The following is an 18,857-nucleotide window of genomic DNA, read 5'->3' on the forward strand; positions in this document are numbered from 1 at the left end:
GTTGGGGAAGTTGCGCGTTCGCAAGGGGTTGTTCGGGACGCTAGCGGTCGGCCTTTCCGCGCCCGGGGGTGGAGCGAAGGGTAGTTTCTTCGTGTCCGGTGCGACGAAAGGTCCCTTCGTCACGTCGTGATGTCGCGAACGGTCCAGTCGTGCCGCCGCAATGCGACGAGGGCGTCCCTCGGTGCGGCTGACGCACCGAAGGCGTCCCTCGGCACCTCGCGACGCGCCCCCAAGCACACGTCCCGAACGCGTCGTCCGGGACACATGCCCGGCGTCACGAGATGCAGAACTCGTTGTTCTCCGGATCGGTCATGGTGACCCAGCTGTGCGGGCCCTGCCTGCCGCTGTGCAGGAACGTCGCGCCCCGCGCGGTGAGCTTCTCCCGCTGCTCCTCGACGTTCGCCGCGCCGACCCAGACGTCCAGGTGCACCCGGTTCTTCACCGTCTTGGCCTCCGGGACCAGCTGAAAGAGCACGCGCTTTGGCGGGCCCTCCGGGGGCGAATCCGGATGTCGGATCGCCGCGCCGGCCTTCCACACGAGGGCACCCTTGTACGTCCTCGTCTCGTCCTCCGTCGCATAGCCCTTGGCGATCATCTCGCGGATGAACGCCTCGTCGGTCGGCTCCGCCTGCCAGCCGAGCGTCTCCGCCCACCAGTCGGCGAGCACGTGTGGGTCGGCCGCGTCCACGGTCACTTGGAAGTCATACGCCATACCGGGACGTTAACCACCGGCACCGACATTTCTTGGAGAGAGGCAGCCGGAAAGCCCGCGGGTCGATCGGCCGGGACCACCGTGAACCGCCACTTGTCCACGCCGCCGCCCATGATCTCGGCGTACCGGCGCGCACCGTCCGCGTTGGCGAAGCGGACCTGCTGGCCGTTGGTGAGATGGGTGATCTTGACCGCCACGCTGCCTCCTGTGTTCTTGCGGGACACCCGCACCCGGTCGGCAGCGTGAGCGGTGCTTCGCGATGGTATGCCCACGCTGCCTCCTGTGTCTGGGAGCCGGCCCGCGGAGCTTCCCCCTCCGGGACCGGCGCGCCCAGTAGAACATGTGTTCGACGATCTTCGCTACCCGGGGTCCCCCGCCCGAGCGAGCAGGCTCAGATCCCGAACGCCGCCGGGTACCGGATGACGCCCGAGGGCGCCGGGCGCGCCGGGTCGAGGGCCAGCGCCATCATCGCGTCGTCGGGCACCTCGAAGGAGGGCCGGATACCCCACCGCGAGGCCGGGGCGAAGCCGAACTTCGGGTAGTACTCGGGGTGTCCGAGCACGAGCACGAGGTTCTCGCCCCGCGCCTTCGCGGCTTCGAGCCCGGCGCGGATGGCCGCCGAACCCGCGCCCTGACGCTGGAACGCGGGCAGCGTCGCGCACGGCGCGAGGCACAGCGCGGGAGCGTCGTCGACGTGACAGCGGGTGTACAGGGCGTGTGCGGCGAGAGTGCCGTCCGGTGTCTCGGCGACGAAGGACAGGCCGTCGAGCCACGCGTCCGGGTCGGCGCGCAGGGCGTCGACGAGGTCGGCCTCCTCGCGGGTGGGGAAGGCGGCCACGTTGATCTCGTGGATCGCCGCGATGTCGGCGGCCGTTTCGGGCCGGGTGTGCCAGGTCATGGTGGTCGCGTTCATCGGCCTAGTGTCCACTGTGGACGTCGAGAGTGCGGCGCATCGCGACCCGGGGCCAGGCGTCGAGACCGCGTGCCGCCTCGTGCCGCCGGATGGTGCGGAGCCCGTCGCTCAGCTCGGCGTCGTCGACGATCTCGAAGTTCAGCCGTTGGTAGTACGGCGCGTTCCACGGGACGGTGGCGTAGGTCGTGAGCGTGAGCCCGGCGAGGCCGTGCTCGGCGGCCCAGGTGTCCACGACATCGATCAGCGAACGGCCGAGCCCGCGGTGGGCGTGGCTCGGCCGCACCGAGACCTGCTCGATGTGGGCGAACCCGTCGACGACCTCGGCGAGCAGGTAGGCGACCGGGCGGTCGTGCTCGTCGGTGCAGACCCAGGCGCGGCCTGCCTGCTGGAACGCGGCCAGCTCCTCGATCGACGGTGGTTCGTCCTCGGCGATCGCGGTCATGCCGAGTTCGCGGAACGGGGCACCCGCGGCGCGCTCGATGTCGCGGAGAACGGGGAGGTCCTCGCGGGAAGCGGAACGGATCACCTCACAGTCCTACCGCGTTCGCCGCCGCCGCGCGAACCCTTTCAGCCATCCGTTGGTGCGGCGGTCCTCAGCGTTCGTGCCGCAGTTCCCGCTCCATCGACTGCCGGACCTCGCCCTCGATCAGGCTCCACACCTGCTCGACGTGCCAGCCGAACTCGGGCGAATGCTTCGTGGCCAGTGTGCGCGGCCGTGGCAGCGCGACGTCGAGGACGGCTTTGACCCGGCCCGGCCGCGCGGTGAGCACCACGATCCGGTCGGACAGGTACACCGCCTCGTCGACCTGATGGGTGACGAACAGCACGGTTTTCGAACGCCGTTGCCAGATCCGCAGCAGTTCGCCCTGCATCAGCTCGCGGGTCTGGCCGTCCAGCGCGGCGAACGGCTCGTCCATCAGCAGAACGTCCGGGTCGACGGCGAGCGCGCGGGCGATGTTGACCCGCTGGCGCATCCCGCCGGACAGCTCGTGCGGGTAGGCGCCGGCGAAGCCGGGGAGCCCGACCAGGTCGAGCAGTTCCGCCGCCTTCTCCGCGCACTCCTTTTTGGACAATCCCTGGAATTCGAGGCCCAGCCCGATGTTCCGCTCGACGGTGCGCCACGGCAGCAGCCGGTCCTGCTGGAAGACGAGCGCGCGGTCCGGCCCCGAACCCGAAACCCGCCTGCCGTGTAACGTCACCATGCCGGTGGTGGGCGGGATCAGCCCGTCCACCAGCCGCAGCAGCGTGCTCTTGCCGCAGCCCGACGCGCCGACAACCGAGACGAACTCGCCGGCCGGGACCTCGAGGTCGAGGCCGTGCAGCGCCTCGACCTCGGATCCCTTGCGCCGGAAGATCTTGCCCAGATTCTCCAGCCGCAGTTTCGCGGAATTCACTTGCCTCCGCCCGAAGTAGGTTTCCCCGTACTCGTGATGCGCGTCCCCCTGCTCATCCTCTCCCCCTTATTCCTGTTGTTGGACAACACGCCACCGCCCCACTCGCCGTTCCACGGCGGCGAGTGCGTAGGTGATCGCGACCCCGACGATGCCGAGCACCACCACTCCGACGAACAGTGCCCGGGTGTCGAAGGTTTCGGCGGAACTCTGGATCAGCAAACCGATTCCGGCCTTCGCGCCGAACAGTTCCGAGACGACCACGCCGACGAGGCCGTGTGCCGCGGCGAGCCGCAGTCCGGCGATCACCATCGGCAAGGCCATCGGCAGCTTGATCTTGACGTAGTTCTGCCAGCGGGTCGCGGCGTAGGCGCGGGCGACCTCGACCAGCTGCGGATCGGTCGTGGAAAAGCCGTAGAAGGTGTTGACCAGGATGGGGAACACCATCACGAGCGCACAGATCACGACCTTCGAGGCGATCCCGAGTCCCAGCATCAGGATGAACAACGGGGCCAGCGCGATCACCGGCGTCGCGTTGAGCGCGGACACCCACGGGTCGAGCAGATCGCGGAGCAGCGGCGACGCGGCCATCACGACACCGAGGACGACGCCGCCCGCGATCGCGAACGCGAGGCCGAGCAGGTACGTCTGCGCGGAGACGCCGAGGTTGCGCGGCAGGCTGCCGTCGGCGGCCAGGTCGAGGAACCGGGTCCAGATCGCGCTGGGTGGTGGCAGGAAGAGCGGGTCGAACACGGTGCGGGACAACAGCTCCCACAGCGCGATGCCGCCGAGCATCGACACCGCGCCCAGCGTCCGGGTGCGTGCCTTGGTCATCGCGGTGTCCTCCTGGCTTCGGCGGCGTAGGAATCGTCGACGAAATCCCGGACGTCGACGGGGTTTCCGGGCAGCAGGCCGACGAGGCGCAGGCCGTCGATGACGCCTTCGCCAGCCGGGACACTGACCCCGATGCGGTCGGCGAAGGCCGGGACCTTCGAGCGGAACAGCAGTTCGTAGGTCTGTTTCGCCCGCTGCGGCGGGCTTTTCGTTTCCGCGGCGAGGATCCTGGTGGCTTCTTCGGCGTTGGCGGGGTCGTTCAGCCAGCGCAGGGCATCGTCGCGGGCGGCGAGATAGCGGACCAGCTGGTCGCGGTGGTCCCGTGCCCAGGACGCGCGGACCACGACGCCGGTGAACGAGAACTGGTAGCCGGGGCCGAGCAGTTCCGGCAGGTAGCCGAGCCGTTTCGCGCCCTGCTGTTCGGCGGTGAAGTTGACCGGCGGCAGCAGCAGTGTCGAGGACGTGCCGCCTGCGTTCATCGCGGCGAGCCGGTTCCCGGTGCCGCCGGTCGGGATCATCTCGACACCGGCCGGGTCGACGCCCATGCGCTGGAGGAACTGGTGGGTGACGACGGTGGCCTGGTCGGTCACCGACGGGATGCCGACCGACGTGCCCCGCAGGTCGGCGAAACCGCTGATTCCTTTGGCGGACATGACGAACGGTGGCCGCACGGTGGTGTCCGCGACATCGACGAAGTCGAGCGCGCTCTCGGTGCGCAGGCGTGCGAGCACGGTGTTGGCCAGGCCGCGGCCGACGTCGACCTCCCCGGTAGCCAGCAACTGCACCGACTGCGTCGCGGTGCCGGTCTGCACCCGCTGGACGGTGATCCCGTGCTTGGCGTAGAAGCCTTTCGCCTTCGCGACGTAGTCGTCGAAGTCGGTCACCGTCGGCGCGGCGACGGTCATCGTGATCAGGTTGTCCGGCCGGGCCGGGTGGGCCGTTCCGCAGGCGGTCAGCGAGGCCGCGCAGAGGGCGGCCGCGACCACGGAGGTCAGCCACGGTCTCCGCACGAGCACTCCGCGAGGTCGAAAAGATTTAGCACAATGTGAGAACTGAATGGTGAAATACGGAATAAATCTAGTGTGCGGACTTTACGACCGTCAATCGACCGAATAGCGGACAGGTGAATCCGCCGTTCACAGCGAGTAGGAGGAAACGGCTTTCTGGATGCGATTCGCGTACGCCTGCAGGGCGGTGATAGCGACGCGTTTCTGGTCGTCGCCGATGCGCGCGGCAGGGCCCGCCATGCTGAGCACCGTCGGCCGGGAGCCCGCGGTGTGCACCGGCACCGAACAGGCCCACACGCCCTCGTCGATTTCCGCGTGGCTGGTGGAGTAGCGGTTGGTCATGGCGCGCCGGAGCTCCTCGCGCACGCCGACGCCGCGCCGCTGGATGATGGCGGGCATGCGGCGTTCGCGCTCGCCCTCGGGCAGCAGCGCGAGCAGCATCTTGCCGGACGCGCCGGTGCCCAGTGGCAGCGAATGCCCCGGCTGGAACGTGAAACGCATGGCCTTGTCGCATTCGACGCGGTCCGCGCACACGGCGACGTCGCCGAACTGCTGGAACAGCATGACGGTTTCGCCGAGCTCGCGGGCGGCGTCCTCCATCGCGGGTTTGGCGAGCCTGGCGAGGTCGTTGGCCAGCTGCGCCGCGCGGGCCAGCGGCATCACCTGGCTGGTCAGGTGGTAGCGCCCCGCTCTGCCCTCCTCGAGCAGCTGGAGTTCCTTGAGCAGTGCGACATAGCGGTACGTGGTGGCGACCGGGGTCCCGATGATCCCGGCGAGTTCGGCGACGCTGCATTCCCAGCGGCGCTCGGAAAACGCGAGCAGGAGTTGCAGGACCTTTCGTGAACTGCTGGCGCCGGGCGTGCGACGCGGGGGCGCGGCGCTGTCGATCGGGCGTGCGGCAGGCGACATCTTGACCTCTCCGGGCGGCGCGAACTACCTTCGCTATCACATCGAGTGAATAAATTAGCACGATGTGTAAAACACTGACCAGCGTCGAGTGGGGCCGGCGCGGAGGGAGTGATCGGTGAAGATCGACGCGTTCTGTCACATCCTTCCGGCCCGGTACGCCAAGGAGTTCTTCGAACTCGACGTCCCCGCGGTGCGGAATCTGCGGAATCGTACCCGGGGGATTCCCGCGCTGACCGATCTTGGCGTGCGTTTCCGGCAGATGGACGAGTTCGGCGACTACCGCCAGATCATCAACGTCGCCGCGCCCGCGCTGGAGGACTTCGGCCCGCCCGCGCGCTGCGCGGAATTCGCCAGGCTCGGCAACGAAGGACTCGCCGAGCTGGTGGCGCGGCATCCCGACCGGTTCGCCGGGTTCTGCGCCGCGGTCGCGCTCAACGACGTCGACCGCGCGCTGGAGGAAATCGATTTCAGTTTCACCGAACTCGGCGCGCTGGGCGTGCAGATCTACTGTCATGTCAACGGGCATCCGCTGGACGAGCCGCGGTTCGACCCGCTGTGGGCGCGCCTGTCCGAGAGCGGGAAACTGGTCCAGGTGCATCCGAACCGAACCGCGGCCTGGCCGGACTACCCTGCCGAAAGCCGGTCCCGGTTCGAGATCTGGTGGGCGTTCGGCTGGGAGTACGACCTTTCCGCGTTCATGGCGCGGATGGTGTTCTCCGGCGTGCTCGCGCGGTGGCCGGGGCTGAAGTTCCTCGTCCACCACGGCGGCGCGATGGTGCCGCATTTCGCGGGCCGGGTCGGGCCGGGCTGGGACCAGCTCGGCGCGCGGACCCCCGAAGCGGAGAAAGCCGACGTCACGGGGTATCCGCTCACCGGGCGGCCGATCGACTACTTCCGGATGTTCCACGTCGACACTGCGCTTTTCGGAGCGGAAGACGCGTTGCGCACCGTGATCCGCTTTTACGGGCCGGACAAAGTGCTGTTCGCGTCGGACAGTCCCTACGACCCCGAGCAGGGGCCCGGCTACATCCGGGCCACCATCGGAAATCTGGCGTCCCTCGACCTGACCGACGCGGAACGGGACGCGATCTACCACGGCAATGTCACCCGGCTGGTCGATCTCGGCGCGTCCGCCGCGGCCGGATAAGGGACGCCATGCCCGAGGTGCTGGTGGCCGGCGCCGGGCCGGTCGGGCTGACTCTCGCGATCGCCCTGGCACGCGGTGGAATCCGTGTCCGCGTCGTGGACAAACGCGCCGAGCCCGGCCGGTTGCCGAAAATGGAGCGGTGTAACGCGCGGACAATGGAAAATTTCCGCAGACTCGGTCTTGTCGACGTAATTCGTGCGGCGGGTCTTGACGGCGATCTGCCGATGGACGTCTTCATCTGCCTGGAAAACCTGACCAGACCGCCGCTGGTGCACCACGAATACCCGTCGGTGCACCGGCTCAAGGCCGCCTATCGCGCGGTGCGGGACGGGAGTCGTCCCGCCGAGCCGTACCAGCTGATCTCGCAGTACACGCTGGAGCCGTTGCTGCGCGCGGCGGTGGACGCGCTGCCCGGCGCGCGTGTGGATTTCGGGCACGAGCTGACGGCGTTCGAGCAGGACGAGCGCGGGGTCACCGCGACGATCGTGCGCGCGGACGGCGCGGCGGAGTCCGTGCGGGCGGCCTACCTCGTCGGCTGCGACGGCGCGAGCAGCACCGTGCGGCACGCGCTCGGCATCGGGCTGCGGGGCGAGTCGATGCTGGAAATGCGTCAGGCGCTGTTCGTCAGCGACGAGCTGTACGCGCGCATCCCGATCGGGCAAGGCAGGCACTACCACTTCGCCGACGGCCTCTCGTCGTACCTGGTGGTGCAGGACGACACGCGGCGGTTCTCGCTGAACGCCTCGGGACTCGCCGAAGCGGAGATGCCCGCGTTGTTCGAACGGCTCGTCGGGTTCCCGATCGCGTACCGGACGGAGTACGTGGGGACATGGCGGCAGCGGCTGATGGTCGCGGACCGTTACCGCGACCGGCGGGTGCTGCTCGCCGGGGACGCGGTGCACCTGATGATCCCGGCGGGCGGACTCGGGATGAACACCGGCCACGCCGACGCCGTCGATCTCGCGTGGAAGCTCACCGGGACACTGCGTGGCTGGGGCGGGCCCGGTCTGCTGGACGCGTACGAGGCGGAACGGCGCCCGGTCGGGATCCGCAACGTCGGCGCGTCGCGCAAGGCGACGCTGGGGCGGCTGGCGTGGCGGAGCCTGTGGCGCCCGGAGATCACCGAGCCCGGCGCCGCAGGGGAGGCGGTGCGGCTGGCGCTGGCGGAACGGGCGGACCGGGAGCAGCGGCTGAGCAACGACCTGCTCGGGATCGAGCTGGGGTACCGGTATCTGGACTCGCCGATCATCGCCCACGACGACGGGCCCGCGCCCGACCCGGATTGTTTCGCCTACGAGCCGACGACGGCTCCGGGCGCGCGGTTACCCCACGTCTGGCTGGACGACGGCAGGCCGGTTCAGGATATCTTGGGAGCGGAGTACACGATGCTCCGTGTCGGCGCCGAGGCTGATTTCTCCGCGCTGGCCAAGGCTTTCGCCAGGCTGGGCGTGCCGTTCCGGTGTCGTGACGTGCCCTCGGCCGACGCCGCGGCGGTGTACGGCCACCCGTTCGTGCTGCTGCGGCCCGATCTGCACGTAGCATGGCGTGGCTCGGCCCCGCCGTCCGATATGGACACTGCGGACGGTCTGGCCGGGCTCGTCACCGGCTGGAAGGAAAGTTGATGCGGCTCAGCCGTGAAACCGTGGTCGCCGGCGCGCTCGACCTGCTCGACGAAGCCGGTCTGGACAAGCTGACCATGCGACGGCTCGCGGACGCGCTCGGGGTGCAGAACGGTGCGACGTACTGGCATTTCCGCACGAAACGCATGCTGCTGGAGGCGATGGCGGAGTCGCTGCTCGGGGCCGTCGTGCGGGATTTCGACGTCGAAGGGGAGTGGCGCGAACGGCTCGCGGAGCTGATGCGGCGGCTCCGTTCCGTGCTGCTTTCCCGGCGGGACGGCGCGAGGTTGTTCTCCGGTCTGCTCTTCGCGGCGCCGAACGCGCTGGCGTTCGGGGAACTGATGGTGACGTTGCTGCGGCGTGGCGGTCTTTCGGCGCGGGAGGCGGTGTGGTCCGGTGACACGCTGGTGTACTTCGTCGTCGGGCACACCGTGGAGGAACAGGCCGCGCGCGAACTGCCCGCCGACGGCGCGAAAACCCGCGAACTCGAAACCGCCGTCGATCCCGCTCTCCACCCGAACACCGCCGAGGCGATCGCCGACATCCCCGCCCCCCACCACGACGACCACTTCGAATACGGCCTCGCGGTGATCCTGCGTGGCCTCACGGCGAACTCGCGTGATTAGCCGGAGATCTCACGTGATCAGCCGCGCATCTCGCGTGATCACGCGAGTTACGCCTTCAATCACGCGAGTGCGCGGTGAGGAACGGGGTGAGGAGGCCGGGGAGGGCGGCGTCGGCGAGGGCGAGGGCGTCGGATTCGGCGACGTCGACGACGTGGTAGCCGCCCTTGCCCGCCGCGATCGGGGCCACCAGGGTGACGAGCCCGGCGCGGCGCTGGAAGAACGAGCGGTCGAGCACGATCCCGGTGAGGCCGTCGCAGCGGACCGCGGCCGTGTTCCTGGCCAGCGAGCCCGAGCGGGTCACCAGGTAGCGGCCGGTGAGCCGGTGGCCGAGGGTGCGGTAGCGGTCCCAGCCGACGACGGCGGCGACCGGGACCAGCGCGCAGGCCGCGATCCACGGCCAGTCCGGCAGGAAGCCGATCCACGCCAGGCCGGACAACGCCGCCGCGAGCAGCAGCGTCCCGAAGATCGCGCGGGTCAGCCGCCGGTGCAGTGCCCGGCGCGGATGCCGGACGAGCCCGGCGCCGAACGGGTCCTCGCCCAGAACGTCCGCGACGACTTCGTGGACGCGGGCTGCCGGGGCGGGCGGCAGCAGCAGCCCGCCTCCGCCGTCCTCACGCTTGCCGTGGTGCAGCCCGGCCGCGATCGCCGTGCAGCGGGCCCCGCCGACCAGGCGCAGTGGGAGGGGTTCCTTGATCTCCGCGCCGCGCAGGCGATCCTCTTCGATCGACACCGAGCGTGTCGTGACGAGGCCGCGGCGGATGTGCAGGGTGCCCGCGGGTTCGCGGGTCAGCCGGAAGTTCCAGAACGACAGGACGTACCCGCCCGCCGAAAGCAGGGAGACGACCACGAGCAGCGCGGCCGCGGCGAGTACGACGATCAGCCACAGCGGTGCGGCGGTGATCCGGTCGGCGAGCGAGCGCAGCGGGCCGAACTCGACCGGGTCGATGTGCAGTTCGTGGGCGAAGTGGTAGATCGTGCCGATCATCGCGCCGACGACCGCGAGCCCGGACAGTGTGAACGGCGCGTACCGCAGCCAGCGCCTGTCCACCTCGGCGATCAGGGTTTCCGGCGGTGCGGACGTCTCGGTGGTCGGTTCCGCCTTGCGGTGCAACAGAAGCGTGCGCAGCCGCTGCGCCTCCTGCCGGGTCACCGCGTCGAGGACGAGCTCGTCCTTGCCCGGTCCCTTGCCGTGGTTGTGCCGTCCGGTGCCGATGCGCACCGCGGCGAGGGAGAAGAGCCGGTGTTTCGGCTCGGACATGACGTCGACGGCGCGGATCCGGTCGCGGGGCACGGCGCGGTGTTTGCGCAGCAGTAGTCCGGTACGCCATTCGACCTGCTCGCCGGTGACGCGGTAGCGCGAGGTCAGCACGTGCGAGATGCCGACGCACACGGCAAGGCCGGTGGCCACCAGCCCGATCCACTGCCAGCTGTTGCCGTGCCCGAGGATCAGCGCCCCGAACAGGACCGGGATGGACTTGACGACGTCCAGTACCGGCCGGATGAGCAGCATGCGCCGGTCCAGCCGGTGCCACGGCGCTTCGCCGGTGCCTTCGGCGGGCGGTGTCACAGCTTCGGCCGCGCTCATGTCGCGTCGCCTCGCACGGCCTGGGTCCGCTTGGTCAGCTCGTCGGCGAGGGCGAGCGCCTGCTTGTGGTCGAGCCCGGAGATGCGCAGCGGCCCGGCCGAGGACGCCGTCGTGACGGTGATCTTGGCGAGTCCGAACACCTGCTCCACCGGGTCGCGTTCGATGTCGACGGTCTGGATGCGGGACACCGGCGCGATGCGCCACTGCTGTTTGAGCCAGCCCGCCTGGGTGTAGACGGCCTCGCCGGTGACCTCCCAGCGGTGGACGCGGTAGCGCCACTGCGGCATCACGATGAGGTGCAGCGGACCGAGCACGCACGAGACGACGAGCGTCACCGACAGCCAGGACGGCGGATCGTCGCTGGCCAGGACGATGACGGCCTGCACGGCGATGACGACGGCCCAGCCGATCCCGGCGGTCGCGGTCCAGTAGCCGATGGCCTTGCGGCTCACCCGGTGCTCCGGCGGGCGCAGGCGCAACGCCATGGTTTCTCCGTTCACGCCCCTCAGCGTGCCTCATCGGGGAGTGGCGCGACCACGACAACTGTCACGACGGCTCATCCGGTCTCGAGTGCGTGGCGTTACCATCACGGTCACCGAGGGGGAATGGACGCGGGGGCGCGCCGCGTTGACCGGGGGACGGCGTAACCGACAGCGAGCGGCAGGAGGATCAGTGGGACTCGATCCCGAGGATCTGTATGAGGTGGACTCGGACGTTCCCGATCTGACCGGGGCGGTGCTGCTGCACTCCTTCGAAGGATTCATGGACGCGGGGTCCGCGGGCAGGCTGCTCACCGAACATCTGCTGGACTCCGGGGAGCACCGGGTGGTCGCGCGGTTCGACGTCGACCGGCTGATCGACTACCGGTCGCGGCGCCCGACGATGACCTACGCGGTGGATCACTGGGAGGAGTACGACGCGCCGGAGCTGGTCGTCCGCCTGCTGCACGATGCGGACGAAACGCCCTTCCTGCTGTTCACCGGGCCGGAGCCGGATCACGACTGGGAGCGGTTCTGCGTCGCGGTGCGGAGCCTGGTCGAGCGCTGGGCGGTGCGGCTGACCGTCGCGTTCCACGGCATCCCGATGGGCGCGCCGCACACCCGTCCGCTGGGGCTGACCGCGCACGCGACCCGCAAGGACCTCATCGGGGATCACCAGCCGCTGCCGAACCGGCTGCAGGTGCCGGGCAGCATCGCCGCACTGCTGGAGTACCGGCTGGGCCAGTGGGGGCACGACGCGCTGGGCTTCGCCGCGCACGTGCCGCACTATCTCGCGCAGTCGACGTATCCGGCGTCGTCGGTGAAGCTGCTGGAGGCGCTCACGAAGGCGACCGGGCTGAATATCTCGGAGGGCGATCTGCGCGAGGCGGCGAGCGTCGCCGACGCCGAGATCGCCCGGCAGGTCGCCGAGTCCGACGAGGTCGCCGACGTCGTGCACGCGCTGGAGCGGCAGTACGACACGTTCATGGAAGCGTCCGAACGGGACAGTCTGCTCGCCGAATCGGTCGAGCACATGCCGACGGCGGAGGAGCTGGGCTCCCAGTTCGAACGCTTCCTCGCCGAACAACAGCGCGGCGACAACCCCGACCGCTGACCCCGCTTTTCGTCGGCCCCTGCCCGTACTGTGCCGGGTAGGGGGCCTCAGCCCCTTGGCCTCAGTGCCCCACGGCGAGCAGGATGCGGGAGTGTTCCGGGGTTTCGGCCTCGTCCACGAGCGCGACGGCGAGGTCGGCGTAGGGGAACAACGCCGCGTCGCCGGGGGCCGGAATCACGACGCCGTCCGCGGTCCGGTAGCGGCCCGTGCGCGCGGCTTCGTCGTCGAGGAATGTCGGCGGTGGCGCGACGACGAGCCAGTCGAGGTCGCACGCGCGCAGGATCTCGAACTCCGCCACGTGGCCGAGTGAGAAGTCCCGGTGCTCGGCGGGGACGCCGGGTGCGTCGTGCAGGACGACGCCGGAGCCGTCCCGCAGCATCGACCCGATCCCGACGACGACGAGCCGCGCTACCCCGGCCCGGCCGAGTCCGGCCACCAGGGCCCGTGCGGCCGCCGGGAAGAACTCGCCCGAAGCCAGCTCGGACGCGTACGCCGCGCTGATCGCCGCGTCGTGGCCCGAGGCGGCCGAGGCGACGCTGTCCGCGTCGGTGACGTCTCCCGCCAGAACGGTCACCCCATCCGGGGCCGCGTAGCGCTTCGGCGAACGGACGACAGCGGTCACCTCGTGCCCGCGTGCCACCGCCTCGGCGACCGCGTGCCGCCCGGCTCGTCCGCCCGCCCCGAAAATCACGATCTTCACTGCAAGCTCCTCTCTCCGAGGGCGAAGCTAGGCGACGGACCCTCGGTTACCGCAACGAAAGCGGCTCCGGCCACGAGATCCGTAGAGTGCGTCCATGGCCCTCTACGATGAGATCGGCGTCGGCTACGCCTCGCAACGCCGCACGGACTCCCGTTGGCTCTCCGCGATTCTCGATGCGCTCGATGGCGCCGGCACCGTGCTCGACGTCGGTTCCGGCACTGGTTCGTACGCGCCACCAGGCCGGACGGTGCTCGCGGTCGAACCGTCGGTCGCGATGATCCGCCAGCGCCCGGCCGGTGCGCCGCCCGTGGTCCGCGCCGTCGCGGAAGCGCTGCCGGTGGTGGACAACGCCGCCGACGCGGCACTCGCCGTGCTGACCGTGCACCACTGGACGGACTGGCGCCGGGGCCTCGCCGAACTCCGCCGGGTGGCTCCGCTGCGGGTCGTACTGGCCTACGACACCGCGCGCGTCGGCGACTTCTGGATGGTCCGCGACTACCTGCCGGAAATCCTGCGGCTGGAACTCTCGCGTCCCTCGGCCGCCGCCATCGCCGACGCGCTGGGCACCGACGTGGTGGTGCCGATGCCGGTGCCGTGGGATTTCACCGACGGCATCTTCCTCGCGAACTGGCGGCGTCCCGGGGCGTATCTGGATCCCCGGGTGCGCCAGGCGGCTTCCGCGTTCGCCCAGACACCGGCCGCGGTCGTCGAGCGGGGAATCGCGCGCCTGCGGGCGGACCTCGACAGCGGGCGCTGGCACGAGAACAACGCCGAACTGCTGGGCAAGGACGAGTACGACGCCGGGTTCAGTCTCGTTGTCTCGCGGGCCTAGAACTTCCAGTCGACCAGCTTGCGCAACGCATCGGCGGTCCGGTCGAAGCCGTCGTCGCCGAGCAAGTCGCGCAGCTCGGCGTTGAACTTCTGGATCTCGGGAGTCACCCGGTCGAGCGCTTCGGCGCCCGCCGCGGTCAGTTCGAGCACGACCGCGCGGTGCTGGTTCGGGTGGGTGTCCCTGCCGAGCAGCCCGGCGTCGGTGAGCCTGCCGACCATCGCGGTGATCGCCGACTCCCGTTGCCCGAGGATCGCGGCCAGTTCACGCTGCGTGAGCCTCGGCTGCTCGCGCACCGCGAACAACGCGCCGACCTGCGCGCTGGTGACCCCTGCCGCGGCGGTCAGCCGCCGGTCGGCCGTTACGCGCAGCTGATGCGCGGCGCGCTGGAGCAGGAAGTAGAGACGCCGATCGGCGGGCTCGGACATATTCACAATCTTGACAGTCCCGGTACGTCCGCGTCATCCCAGCTTCACTGGTGAAGCGAGAGCACGGTTCCGTTTCGGGTGCTGCTTCGCGGGGCAAACGCTTTCGTGGTCCCGAAAAGCCGGGTGTCCCGTGGTCCGTACACAGTGGACACCGGGAGGTGCGATGACGCCGTGCGCGGAGCGCGCACGGCCGTTACACACTGGTAGCACGGCCGGTTCCCCGCGATACAGGTACTGCAGGTACTGTCTCGGAATGGACGGCCTGCACGAAGATCGTTTATCGGCAAGGAAAGTCGGCGCCGCGGTGAAACGCCGTGTCGGCAGGATCCTGCACCGGGCGGCCACTCGGTTGCACGATCCGTACACCGAACAGCTGGACCGGCTGAGTGCCCAGTTGAACGACCAGATGCGCGAACTGCGCGAGGAGGTCATTCGTCAGGGTGACCGCCTCCTCGATCGGGTGGTGGAGTTCGAGATCCGCAGCCGCCGCGACATCGTCTACGCGGGGGATCAGGACGCGGCTTTGGAGAGCAACCGCTTCGCCCGCGAGAACCTTGTGGGCGCGCGGCATTTCGGCAGTCCGCCCGAGACACTCGACTACGCGCTCTCGATCGCCCCGTCGACCGGCGGGATGGCGCTGGAGTTCGGTGTCGCCACCGGAAACACGCTGCGCACGATCGCGAAGGCCCGTGGGGGCGTCGAGGTCTACGGTTTCGACTCGTTCGAGGGACTTCCCGAGGCCTGGCTCAACGGCATGCCCGCCGGCGCGTTCGCCAGGGACGACCTGCCCGACGTCCCCGGCGCGGAGCTGGTGGTCGGCCTGTTCTCCGACAGCCTGCCCGGTTTCCTGGAAACGCATCCCGGGCACGTCGACTTCCTGCACGTGGACGGCGACCTCTACAGCTCGGCCAAGACCGTCCTCGACCTCGTGGGCCCGCGGCTGCGGCCGGGGAGCATCGTCCACTTCGACGAGTTCTTCAACTTCCCCGGCTGGAAACGGCACGAGTACCGGGCCTGGATGGAACACGTCGAGCGCACCGGCGTCGCGTACGAGTACGAGGCCTACACCTACAGCGACAACCAGGTGACCGTCCGCATCACCGGTGTGCCCACAGTGGACGCCGCGGTCGGTGCCAAGGCGGGCGCCGAGCGGGGCTAGCCCGACCGAGGACTCGTGAGCGACACGGCCGCTTCCAACCCGGCCGGAACGCTCACGAGTCCTTACCCCCATCACGCCGCGACCGGGCTCGGGTAGTCCTGGCAGCGCACCATGTTCGCGGCCTTCGACGTGAACTTGTCGAAGAGCCCGGCCAGCAGCCGGTTGGTCATCATCCGGTAGATCCGGTTGCGCTGCCGGATCTTCTTCTCGGTGAGCGGGGCGAGGAAGGTCCCCGACCCGCCCCCGTTGCGCTGCCCGAGCTTCGCGGCGGGACGGATCTTCTCCTCGTACCGCGCGAACGCGGTCCGGTGGTCGCCACCCGCGGCCGCCAGTTCCCCGGCGAGGACGTGCGCGCCCATCATGCCCAGCCCGGTGCCGTTGCCACCGGGACCGGCGCACCAGGCGGCGTCGCCGAGGAGTACGACCCGGCCCTTCGACCAGCGGTCGAGGTGAATCTGGCTGATCGAGTCGAAGTACAGGTCCGTCGCGCTGTCGAGCGCGTCGAGCAGCTTCGGCATCTCCCAGCCCATCCCCGCGTACTTCTCGGCGAGGAAGCGCTTCTGCTGTTCGGCGCCGCACCGCCCGGGGCCGTCCCCGGCGAAGACGAGACCGACCTGCATCTGCTCCGGGTCCCGGGCGCTGGTCACCCGCACGCCGAGGCCGGGCTCGTTGTAGGTCAGTCCCGCGTGGTCCAGGCCGAGGTGGTTGGGCACGGTGTACCCGGCGATCTGGAACCCGGAGTCGCGCCGGAAACCGGCCTCCGGGCCGAACGCGGCCGCCCGCACCCCGGAGTGCACCCCGTCGGCACCCACGACAAGATCGAACGTGCGAGTCCGGCCGCTCGCGAAGGTGACGTCGACACCCTCGGCTTGCTCGATCAGCGACGTCACGCGATCGCCGAAGACGTACTCGGCGTAGTCACGGGTCCGCTCGTACAGGATGCGGCTGAGGTCGCCGCGCAGGATCTCGACCTCTCCGCTCATGAAGCTGGTCGGGACCTCGATCGCCGGATTGCCTTCGAGGTCGAGGATGGTCTCCGTGTCCATCGCCGTTTCGTGGCGACGGACCTCGTCGAGAATTCCCATGCGGCGCAACAACTCCATCTGCGCGCCGCGGAAGTCGACGGCCTGGCCGCCGGGACGCAGGGCGGGGGCGGTCTCGACGACGGTCACGGTGAAGCCGTGGTGGTGCAGCCAGTAGGCGGCGGCCGGGCCTGCGATGCCTGCGCCGGACACGAGCACGGTGGTGGTCATCTCGGGTTCCTTTCGGTTTCGGATGACCACAAGACTGCGGGCCCGCGCTGACCGTCGGCGCACGGTGCGCTGACCACCGCTGACGACCGCTGACCACCGCCGTCAGCGGCGCTGACCAGGTCAGGAAGGCCGAGCGAGGAAGGCGAGGACGGTGGTCGCGAACTCCGGGCTGGTGAACGCGGTGAAGTGGTCGCCGGGGACGTGGTCGAACCGGGCACCGGGCAGGGCAGCGGCGAGCGCGTCCGCATCCGCGTGCCCGCCGTCCTGGTCACCGGCCGTCACGAGGGTGGGCGTCGTGATCCGGGACAGCGCGGCGCGGGACGTCGGGACATCGGCGTCCAGGACCCGCAGGAGCGCGCGCGGGTCGCCGCCGAGCTGGGTGATCCAGTACGCGGTCTCCGCTTCGGGGGAACCTGGCTCGAGGGGGACATCATCGACGAGAGCGGTCAGCACGGCGCGATACGGACTGGCGCGTTTGCCCGCGCGGGTGACCGCTCCGAGCCCCTGCCCCGCCACGACAGCGTGGGCAGGGTGTGCACCGCGAGCCAGCATCCGCAGCACGACCCGGCCGCCCAGCGAGTACCCGCCGAGGTCGTAGTCGCCGAGCCCGAGCCGCTCGACCAGTGCGAGCCCGTCGTCGGCAAGGACATCGGGCGGATAAGCCGCCGGGTCGTGCGGCCGCGCGCTGTCCCCGTGGCCGCGCAGATCCGGGAGGATGACGCGGAAACCGTGCTCGGCGAGCGTGGCGGCGGGCCCCTGGTGCAGCCAGAGCAGTCCGCTGGAAGTGAACCCGTGGAGCAGCACGAGCGGGCGGCCTTCACCGATTTCGCGGTAGGCCAGTTCCCAGCCGTCGTCGCCGCGGAATCGGTGCGCGGGCGGATCGATCATCGGGCGGTTCTCCTGTCGGCTATTTCGTGAGCAGGGCGTCCAGCTGCGCGAAAGCCGCGCTCGCCGCGTCCGGTGCCAGCTGGACGCCTTTGACCACCGCGATCACCAGCTCCACCGCGTAGGCCGCGTCCACCCGGCGCGACCACGCGCCCCGCGCGGACAGCAGCGCGTGCAGCGAGCCGCGCCAGTTGGCCTCGTGCCGCGCCAGTACCTCCCGGACCATGGGGTCCCGGCGAGCACGAAGGTCGAGTTCCGCGGTCACGACGAACACCTCCGGCGAATCCGCCAGCAGTTCACGCAGGTGAAGCAGATAGGCCCGCAAGGACTCCGCCGGGCCTGCCCCCTCGGGTACCGGCGCCTCGAACCGGCTGATCGCGTATTCGGCGACCCCGGCGACGATCTCCTTCTTGCCGGGAAAGTGGTGGTGCAGCGTCGAATGGTCGACTCCGACGTCGTCGGCGATCTGCCGGAGCCGCAGCCCCTCGAACCCCACCGCGGCCACCTGACGGAACGCGGCCTGGATGATCTCGGCTCGCCGGTCGGGCCGCGTCGCCGTCACGGCTCCCGCTCCGTCCGGCGTGCCCGGTACAGATCGCGCAGCAACGCGATTTCCGCGCCGTGGTGGATGACCTCGCGGTGGATGTGCAGGATCAACGCCGCCAGCGGACGGCCGGCGAACGGGCCCTCGGCCGGGCCCGCGGGACGGCGCAACTCCGACGGGCCGAGTGCGCGCATCCCCGCGGACCACGCGGCATACGCCCGGTCGATCTGCTCCAGCGCGGTCTCGGCGTCGCCCGCGTAGAGGAACGTGTCGTACTGGACGGGCGGTCCGCCGAACTGCGTGTCGGAGCGCTTGCCGAGAACGTGGACGGTGAGGTGCGCCAGCCGCCAGGCGATGGTGGTGACCGGCGGGGGCTCGGGGGCGGGCGCGGCGTAGTCGGCGGTGAACCGCCCGCCGCCGAGTTCCTCGCCGGCAAGACGCGGCCGCACGGTCCAGCAGCCCGGGACCGGCTCCCAGAAGTACTCCGCGTCGGTCAGCCCGGCCAGCCGGGGCCGCAGCCGTTCTCGCCAGTGCCAGTCCAGCTGATCCCCGAGTTCCGCGGCCCAGTCGACGTCCATACCTGCCTCCCCACCAACTGGTTGGTGGAGAATTATGGTGTGTCGTGGGCTCGTCACGCAAGCCTGCTCCGCTCGATCGCGAATTACCTGGTCAGCGGGGTCGCCGTCACGGATCGGCGGTGTCGGTCGTTAACCCGACCGTCCT

Annotated in this window: 22 protein-coding genes; 6 read left to right on the forward strand and 16 right to left on the reverse strand. The window is 70.0% G+C overall.

What is annotated here, in order from left to right; genetic code table 11:
- Positions 1-274: 274 nt before the first annotated feature.
- The 8 genes from ACFWY9_RS04935 to ACFWY9_RS04970 all read right to left on the reverse strand — a co-directional run bounded on the left by ACFWY9_RS04935 (position 275) and on the right by ACFWY9_RS04970 (position 5,766).
- Complete coding sequence (locus ACFWY9_RS04935; RefSeq protein WP_378325013.1) at positions 275-712, reverse strand: VOC family protein; 438 nt, start codon at positions 710-712, stop codon at positions 275-277.
- A complete protein-coding gene (locus tag ACFWY9_RS04940) occupies positions 691-909 on the reverse strand; it encodes a hypothetical protein (RefSeq protein WP_378325014.1) in 219 nt (72 codons plus the stop codon). The genes ACFWY9_RS04935 and ACFWY9_RS04940 overlap by 22 nt, the downstream gene beginning before the upstream one ends.
- 194 nt (positions 910-1,103) lie before the next feature.
- On the reverse strand, positions 1,104-1,625 hold the full coding sequence (locus ACFWY9_RS04945; RefSeq protein ID WP_378338188.1) for a GNAT family N-acetyltransferase: 522 nt from the start codon (positions 1,623-1,625) through the stop codon (positions 1,104-1,106).
- Between the two features lie 4 nt (positions 1,626-1,629).
- On the reverse strand, positions 1,630-2,151 hold the full coding sequence (locus tag ACFWY9_RS04950; protein WP_378325016.1) for a GNAT family N-acetyltransferase: 522 nt from the start codon (positions 2,149-2,151) through the stop codon (positions 1,630-1,632).
- 67 nt (positions 2,152-2,218) lie between these two features.
- Positions 2,219-3,019, reverse strand: coding sequence for an ABC transporter ATP-binding protein (locus tag ACFWY9_RS04955; protein ID WP_378325017.1), 801 nt, complete (start codon positions 3,017-3,019; stop codon positions 2,219-2,221).
- 66 nt (positions 3,020-3,085) lie between these two features.
- Positions 3,086-3,850, reverse strand: coding sequence for an ABC transporter permease (locus ACFWY9_RS04960; protein ID WP_378338189.1), 765 nt, complete (start codon positions 3,848-3,850; stop codon positions 3,086-3,088).
- Positions 3,847-4,860 carry an ABC transporter substrate-binding protein gene (locus tag ACFWY9_RS04965; RefSeq protein ID WP_378338190.1) on the reverse strand — a complete coding sequence of 338 codons (1,014 nt, stop codon included), beginning with the start codon at positions 4,858-4,860 and terminating at the stop codon, positions 3,847-3,849. The genes ACFWY9_RS04960 and ACFWY9_RS04965 overlap by 4 nt, the downstream gene beginning before the upstream one ends.
- 126 nt (positions 4,861-4,986) lie before the next feature.
- Complete coding sequence (locus tag ACFWY9_RS04970) at positions 4,987-5,766, reverse strand: IclR family transcriptional regulator (RefSeq protein ID WP_378325021.1); 780 nt, start codon at positions 5,764-5,766, stop codon at positions 4,987-4,989.
- Between the two features lie 115 nt (positions 5,767-5,881).
- Here ACFWY9_RS04970 and ACFWY9_RS04975 point away from each other — a divergent pair, with 115 nt between their 5' ends.
- Genes ACFWY9_RS04975 through ACFWY9_RS04985 form a run of 3 tightly spaced genes read left to right on the forward strand, consistent with a single transcriptional unit; the run spans position 5,882 to position 9,158 of the window.
- A complete protein-coding gene (locus ACFWY9_RS04975; protein WP_378325022.1) occupies positions 5,882-6,913 on the forward strand; it encodes an amidohydrolase family protein in 1,032 nt (343 codons plus the stop codon).
- 8 nt (positions 6,914-6,921) lie between these two features.
- Complete coding sequence (locus ACFWY9_RS04980; protein ID WP_378338191.1) at positions 6,922-8,535, forward strand: FAD-dependent monooxygenase; 1,614 nt, start codon at positions 6,922-6,924, stop codon at positions 8,533-8,535.
- Entirely contained in the window at positions 8,535-9,158 is a 624-nt protein-coding gene (locus ACFWY9_RS04985) for a TetR/AcrR family transcriptional regulator C-terminal domain-containing protein (RefSeq protein WP_378325024.1), read from the forward strand. The genes ACFWY9_RS04980 and ACFWY9_RS04985 overlap by 1 nt, the downstream gene beginning before the upstream one ends.
- Positions 9,159-9,213: 55 nt before the next feature.
- Here ACFWY9_RS04985 and ACFWY9_RS04990 read toward each other — a convergent pair whose 3' ends face one another.
- Both ACFWY9_RS04990 and ACFWY9_RS04995 read right to left on the reverse strand, forming a co-directional pair.
- Positions 9,214-10,743: a PH domain-containing protein gene (locus tag ACFWY9_RS04990; RefSeq protein ID WP_378325025.1), complete on the reverse strand. Its 1,530-nt coding sequence runs from the start codon at positions 10,741-10,743 to the stop codon at positions 9,214-9,216.
- Positions 10,740-11,228, reverse strand: a complete 489-nt coding sequence (locus ACFWY9_RS04995; protein WP_378338250.1) for a PH domain-containing protein — start codon at positions 11,226-11,228, stop codon at positions 10,740-10,742. Before ACFWY9_RS04995 ends, ACFWY9_RS04990 begins: the two co-directional genes overlap by 4 nt.
- Before the next feature lie 187 nt (positions 11,229-11,415).
- Between ACFWY9_RS04995 and ACFWY9_RS05000 the strand changes: the two genes are divergently transcribed.
- Complete coding sequence (locus ACFWY9_RS05000) at positions 11,416-12,336, forward strand: proteasome assembly chaperone family protein (RefSeq protein WP_378325026.1); 921 nt, start codon at positions 11,416-11,418, stop codon at positions 12,334-12,336.
- Between the two features lie 61 nt (positions 12,337-12,397).
- On the opposite strand, the gene ACFWY9_RS05005 is transcribed toward ACFWY9_RS05000, so the two are convergent.
- Positions 12,398-13,036 carry an NAD(P)-dependent oxidoreductase gene (locus ACFWY9_RS05005; protein WP_378325028.1) on the reverse strand — a complete coding sequence of 213 codons (639 nt, stop codon included), beginning with the start codon at positions 13,034-13,036 and terminating at the stop codon, positions 12,398-12,400.
- 94 nt (positions 13,037-13,130) lie between these two features.
- Here ACFWY9_RS05005 and ACFWY9_RS05010 point away from each other — a divergent pair, with 94 nt between their 5' ends.
- Positions 13,131-13,868, forward strand: a complete 738-nt coding sequence (locus ACFWY9_RS05010; protein ID WP_378338192.1) for a class I SAM-dependent methyltransferase — start codon at positions 13,131-13,133, stop codon at positions 13,866-13,868.
- Here the strand turns inward: ACFWY9_RS05010 and ACFWY9_RS05015 are convergent.
- A complete protein-coding gene (locus tag ACFWY9_RS05015; RefSeq protein WP_378325030.1) occupies positions 13,865-14,293 on the reverse strand; it encodes a MarR family winged helix-turn-helix transcriptional regulator in 429 nt (142 codons plus the stop codon). The two genes, ACFWY9_RS05010 and ACFWY9_RS05015, sit on opposite strands and share 4 nt — an antisense overlap.
- Before the next feature lie 253 nt (positions 14,294-14,546).
- On the opposite strand from ACFWY9_RS05015, the gene ACFWY9_RS05020 reads away from it, so the two are divergent.
- Positions 14,547-15,452 (forward strand): class I SAM-dependent methyltransferase, encoded by a 906-nt coding sequence (locus ACFWY9_RS05020; protein WP_378338193.1) that lies wholly within the window; start codon positions 14,547-14,549, stop codon positions 15,450-15,452.
- A gap of 71 nt (positions 15,453-15,523) precedes the next feature.
- Here the strand turns inward: ACFWY9_RS05020 and ACFWY9_RS05025 are convergent, their stop codons facing one another.
- From ACFWY9_RS05025 to ACFWY9_RS05040, 4 genes are all read right to left on the reverse strand, one after another.
- Positions 15,524-16,705, reverse strand: coding sequence for an FAD-dependent monooxygenase (locus ACFWY9_RS05025; RefSeq protein ID WP_378325032.1), 1,182 nt, complete (start codon positions 16,703-16,705; stop codon positions 15,524-15,526).
- Between the two features lie 120 nt (positions 16,706-16,825).
- On the reverse strand, positions 16,826-17,593 hold the full coding sequence (locus ACFWY9_RS05030; protein ID WP_378325033.1) for an alpha/beta fold hydrolase: 768 nt from the start codon (positions 17,591-17,593) through the stop codon (positions 16,826-16,828).
- Between the two features lie 19 nt (positions 17,594-17,612).
- Positions 17,613-18,152, reverse strand: coding sequence for a TetR/AcrR family transcriptional regulator (locus ACFWY9_RS05035; RefSeq protein ID WP_378325034.1), 540 nt, complete (start codon positions 18,150-18,152; stop codon positions 17,613-17,615).
- Positions 18,149-18,712 carry a DinB family protein gene (locus ACFWY9_RS05040; RefSeq protein ID WP_378338194.1) on the reverse strand — a complete coding sequence of 188 codons (564 nt, stop codon included), beginning with the start codon at positions 18,710-18,712 and terminating at the stop codon, positions 18,149-18,151. Before ACFWY9_RS05040 ends, ACFWY9_RS05035 begins: the two co-directional genes overlap by 4 nt.
- Positions 18,713-18,857: the final 145 nt, after the last annotated feature.

The organism is Amycolatopsis sp. NPDC059027, from assembly GCF_042739735.1.
Lineage (GTDB): Bacteria > Actinomycetota > Actinomycetes > Mycobacteriales > Pseudonocardiaceae > Amycolatopsis.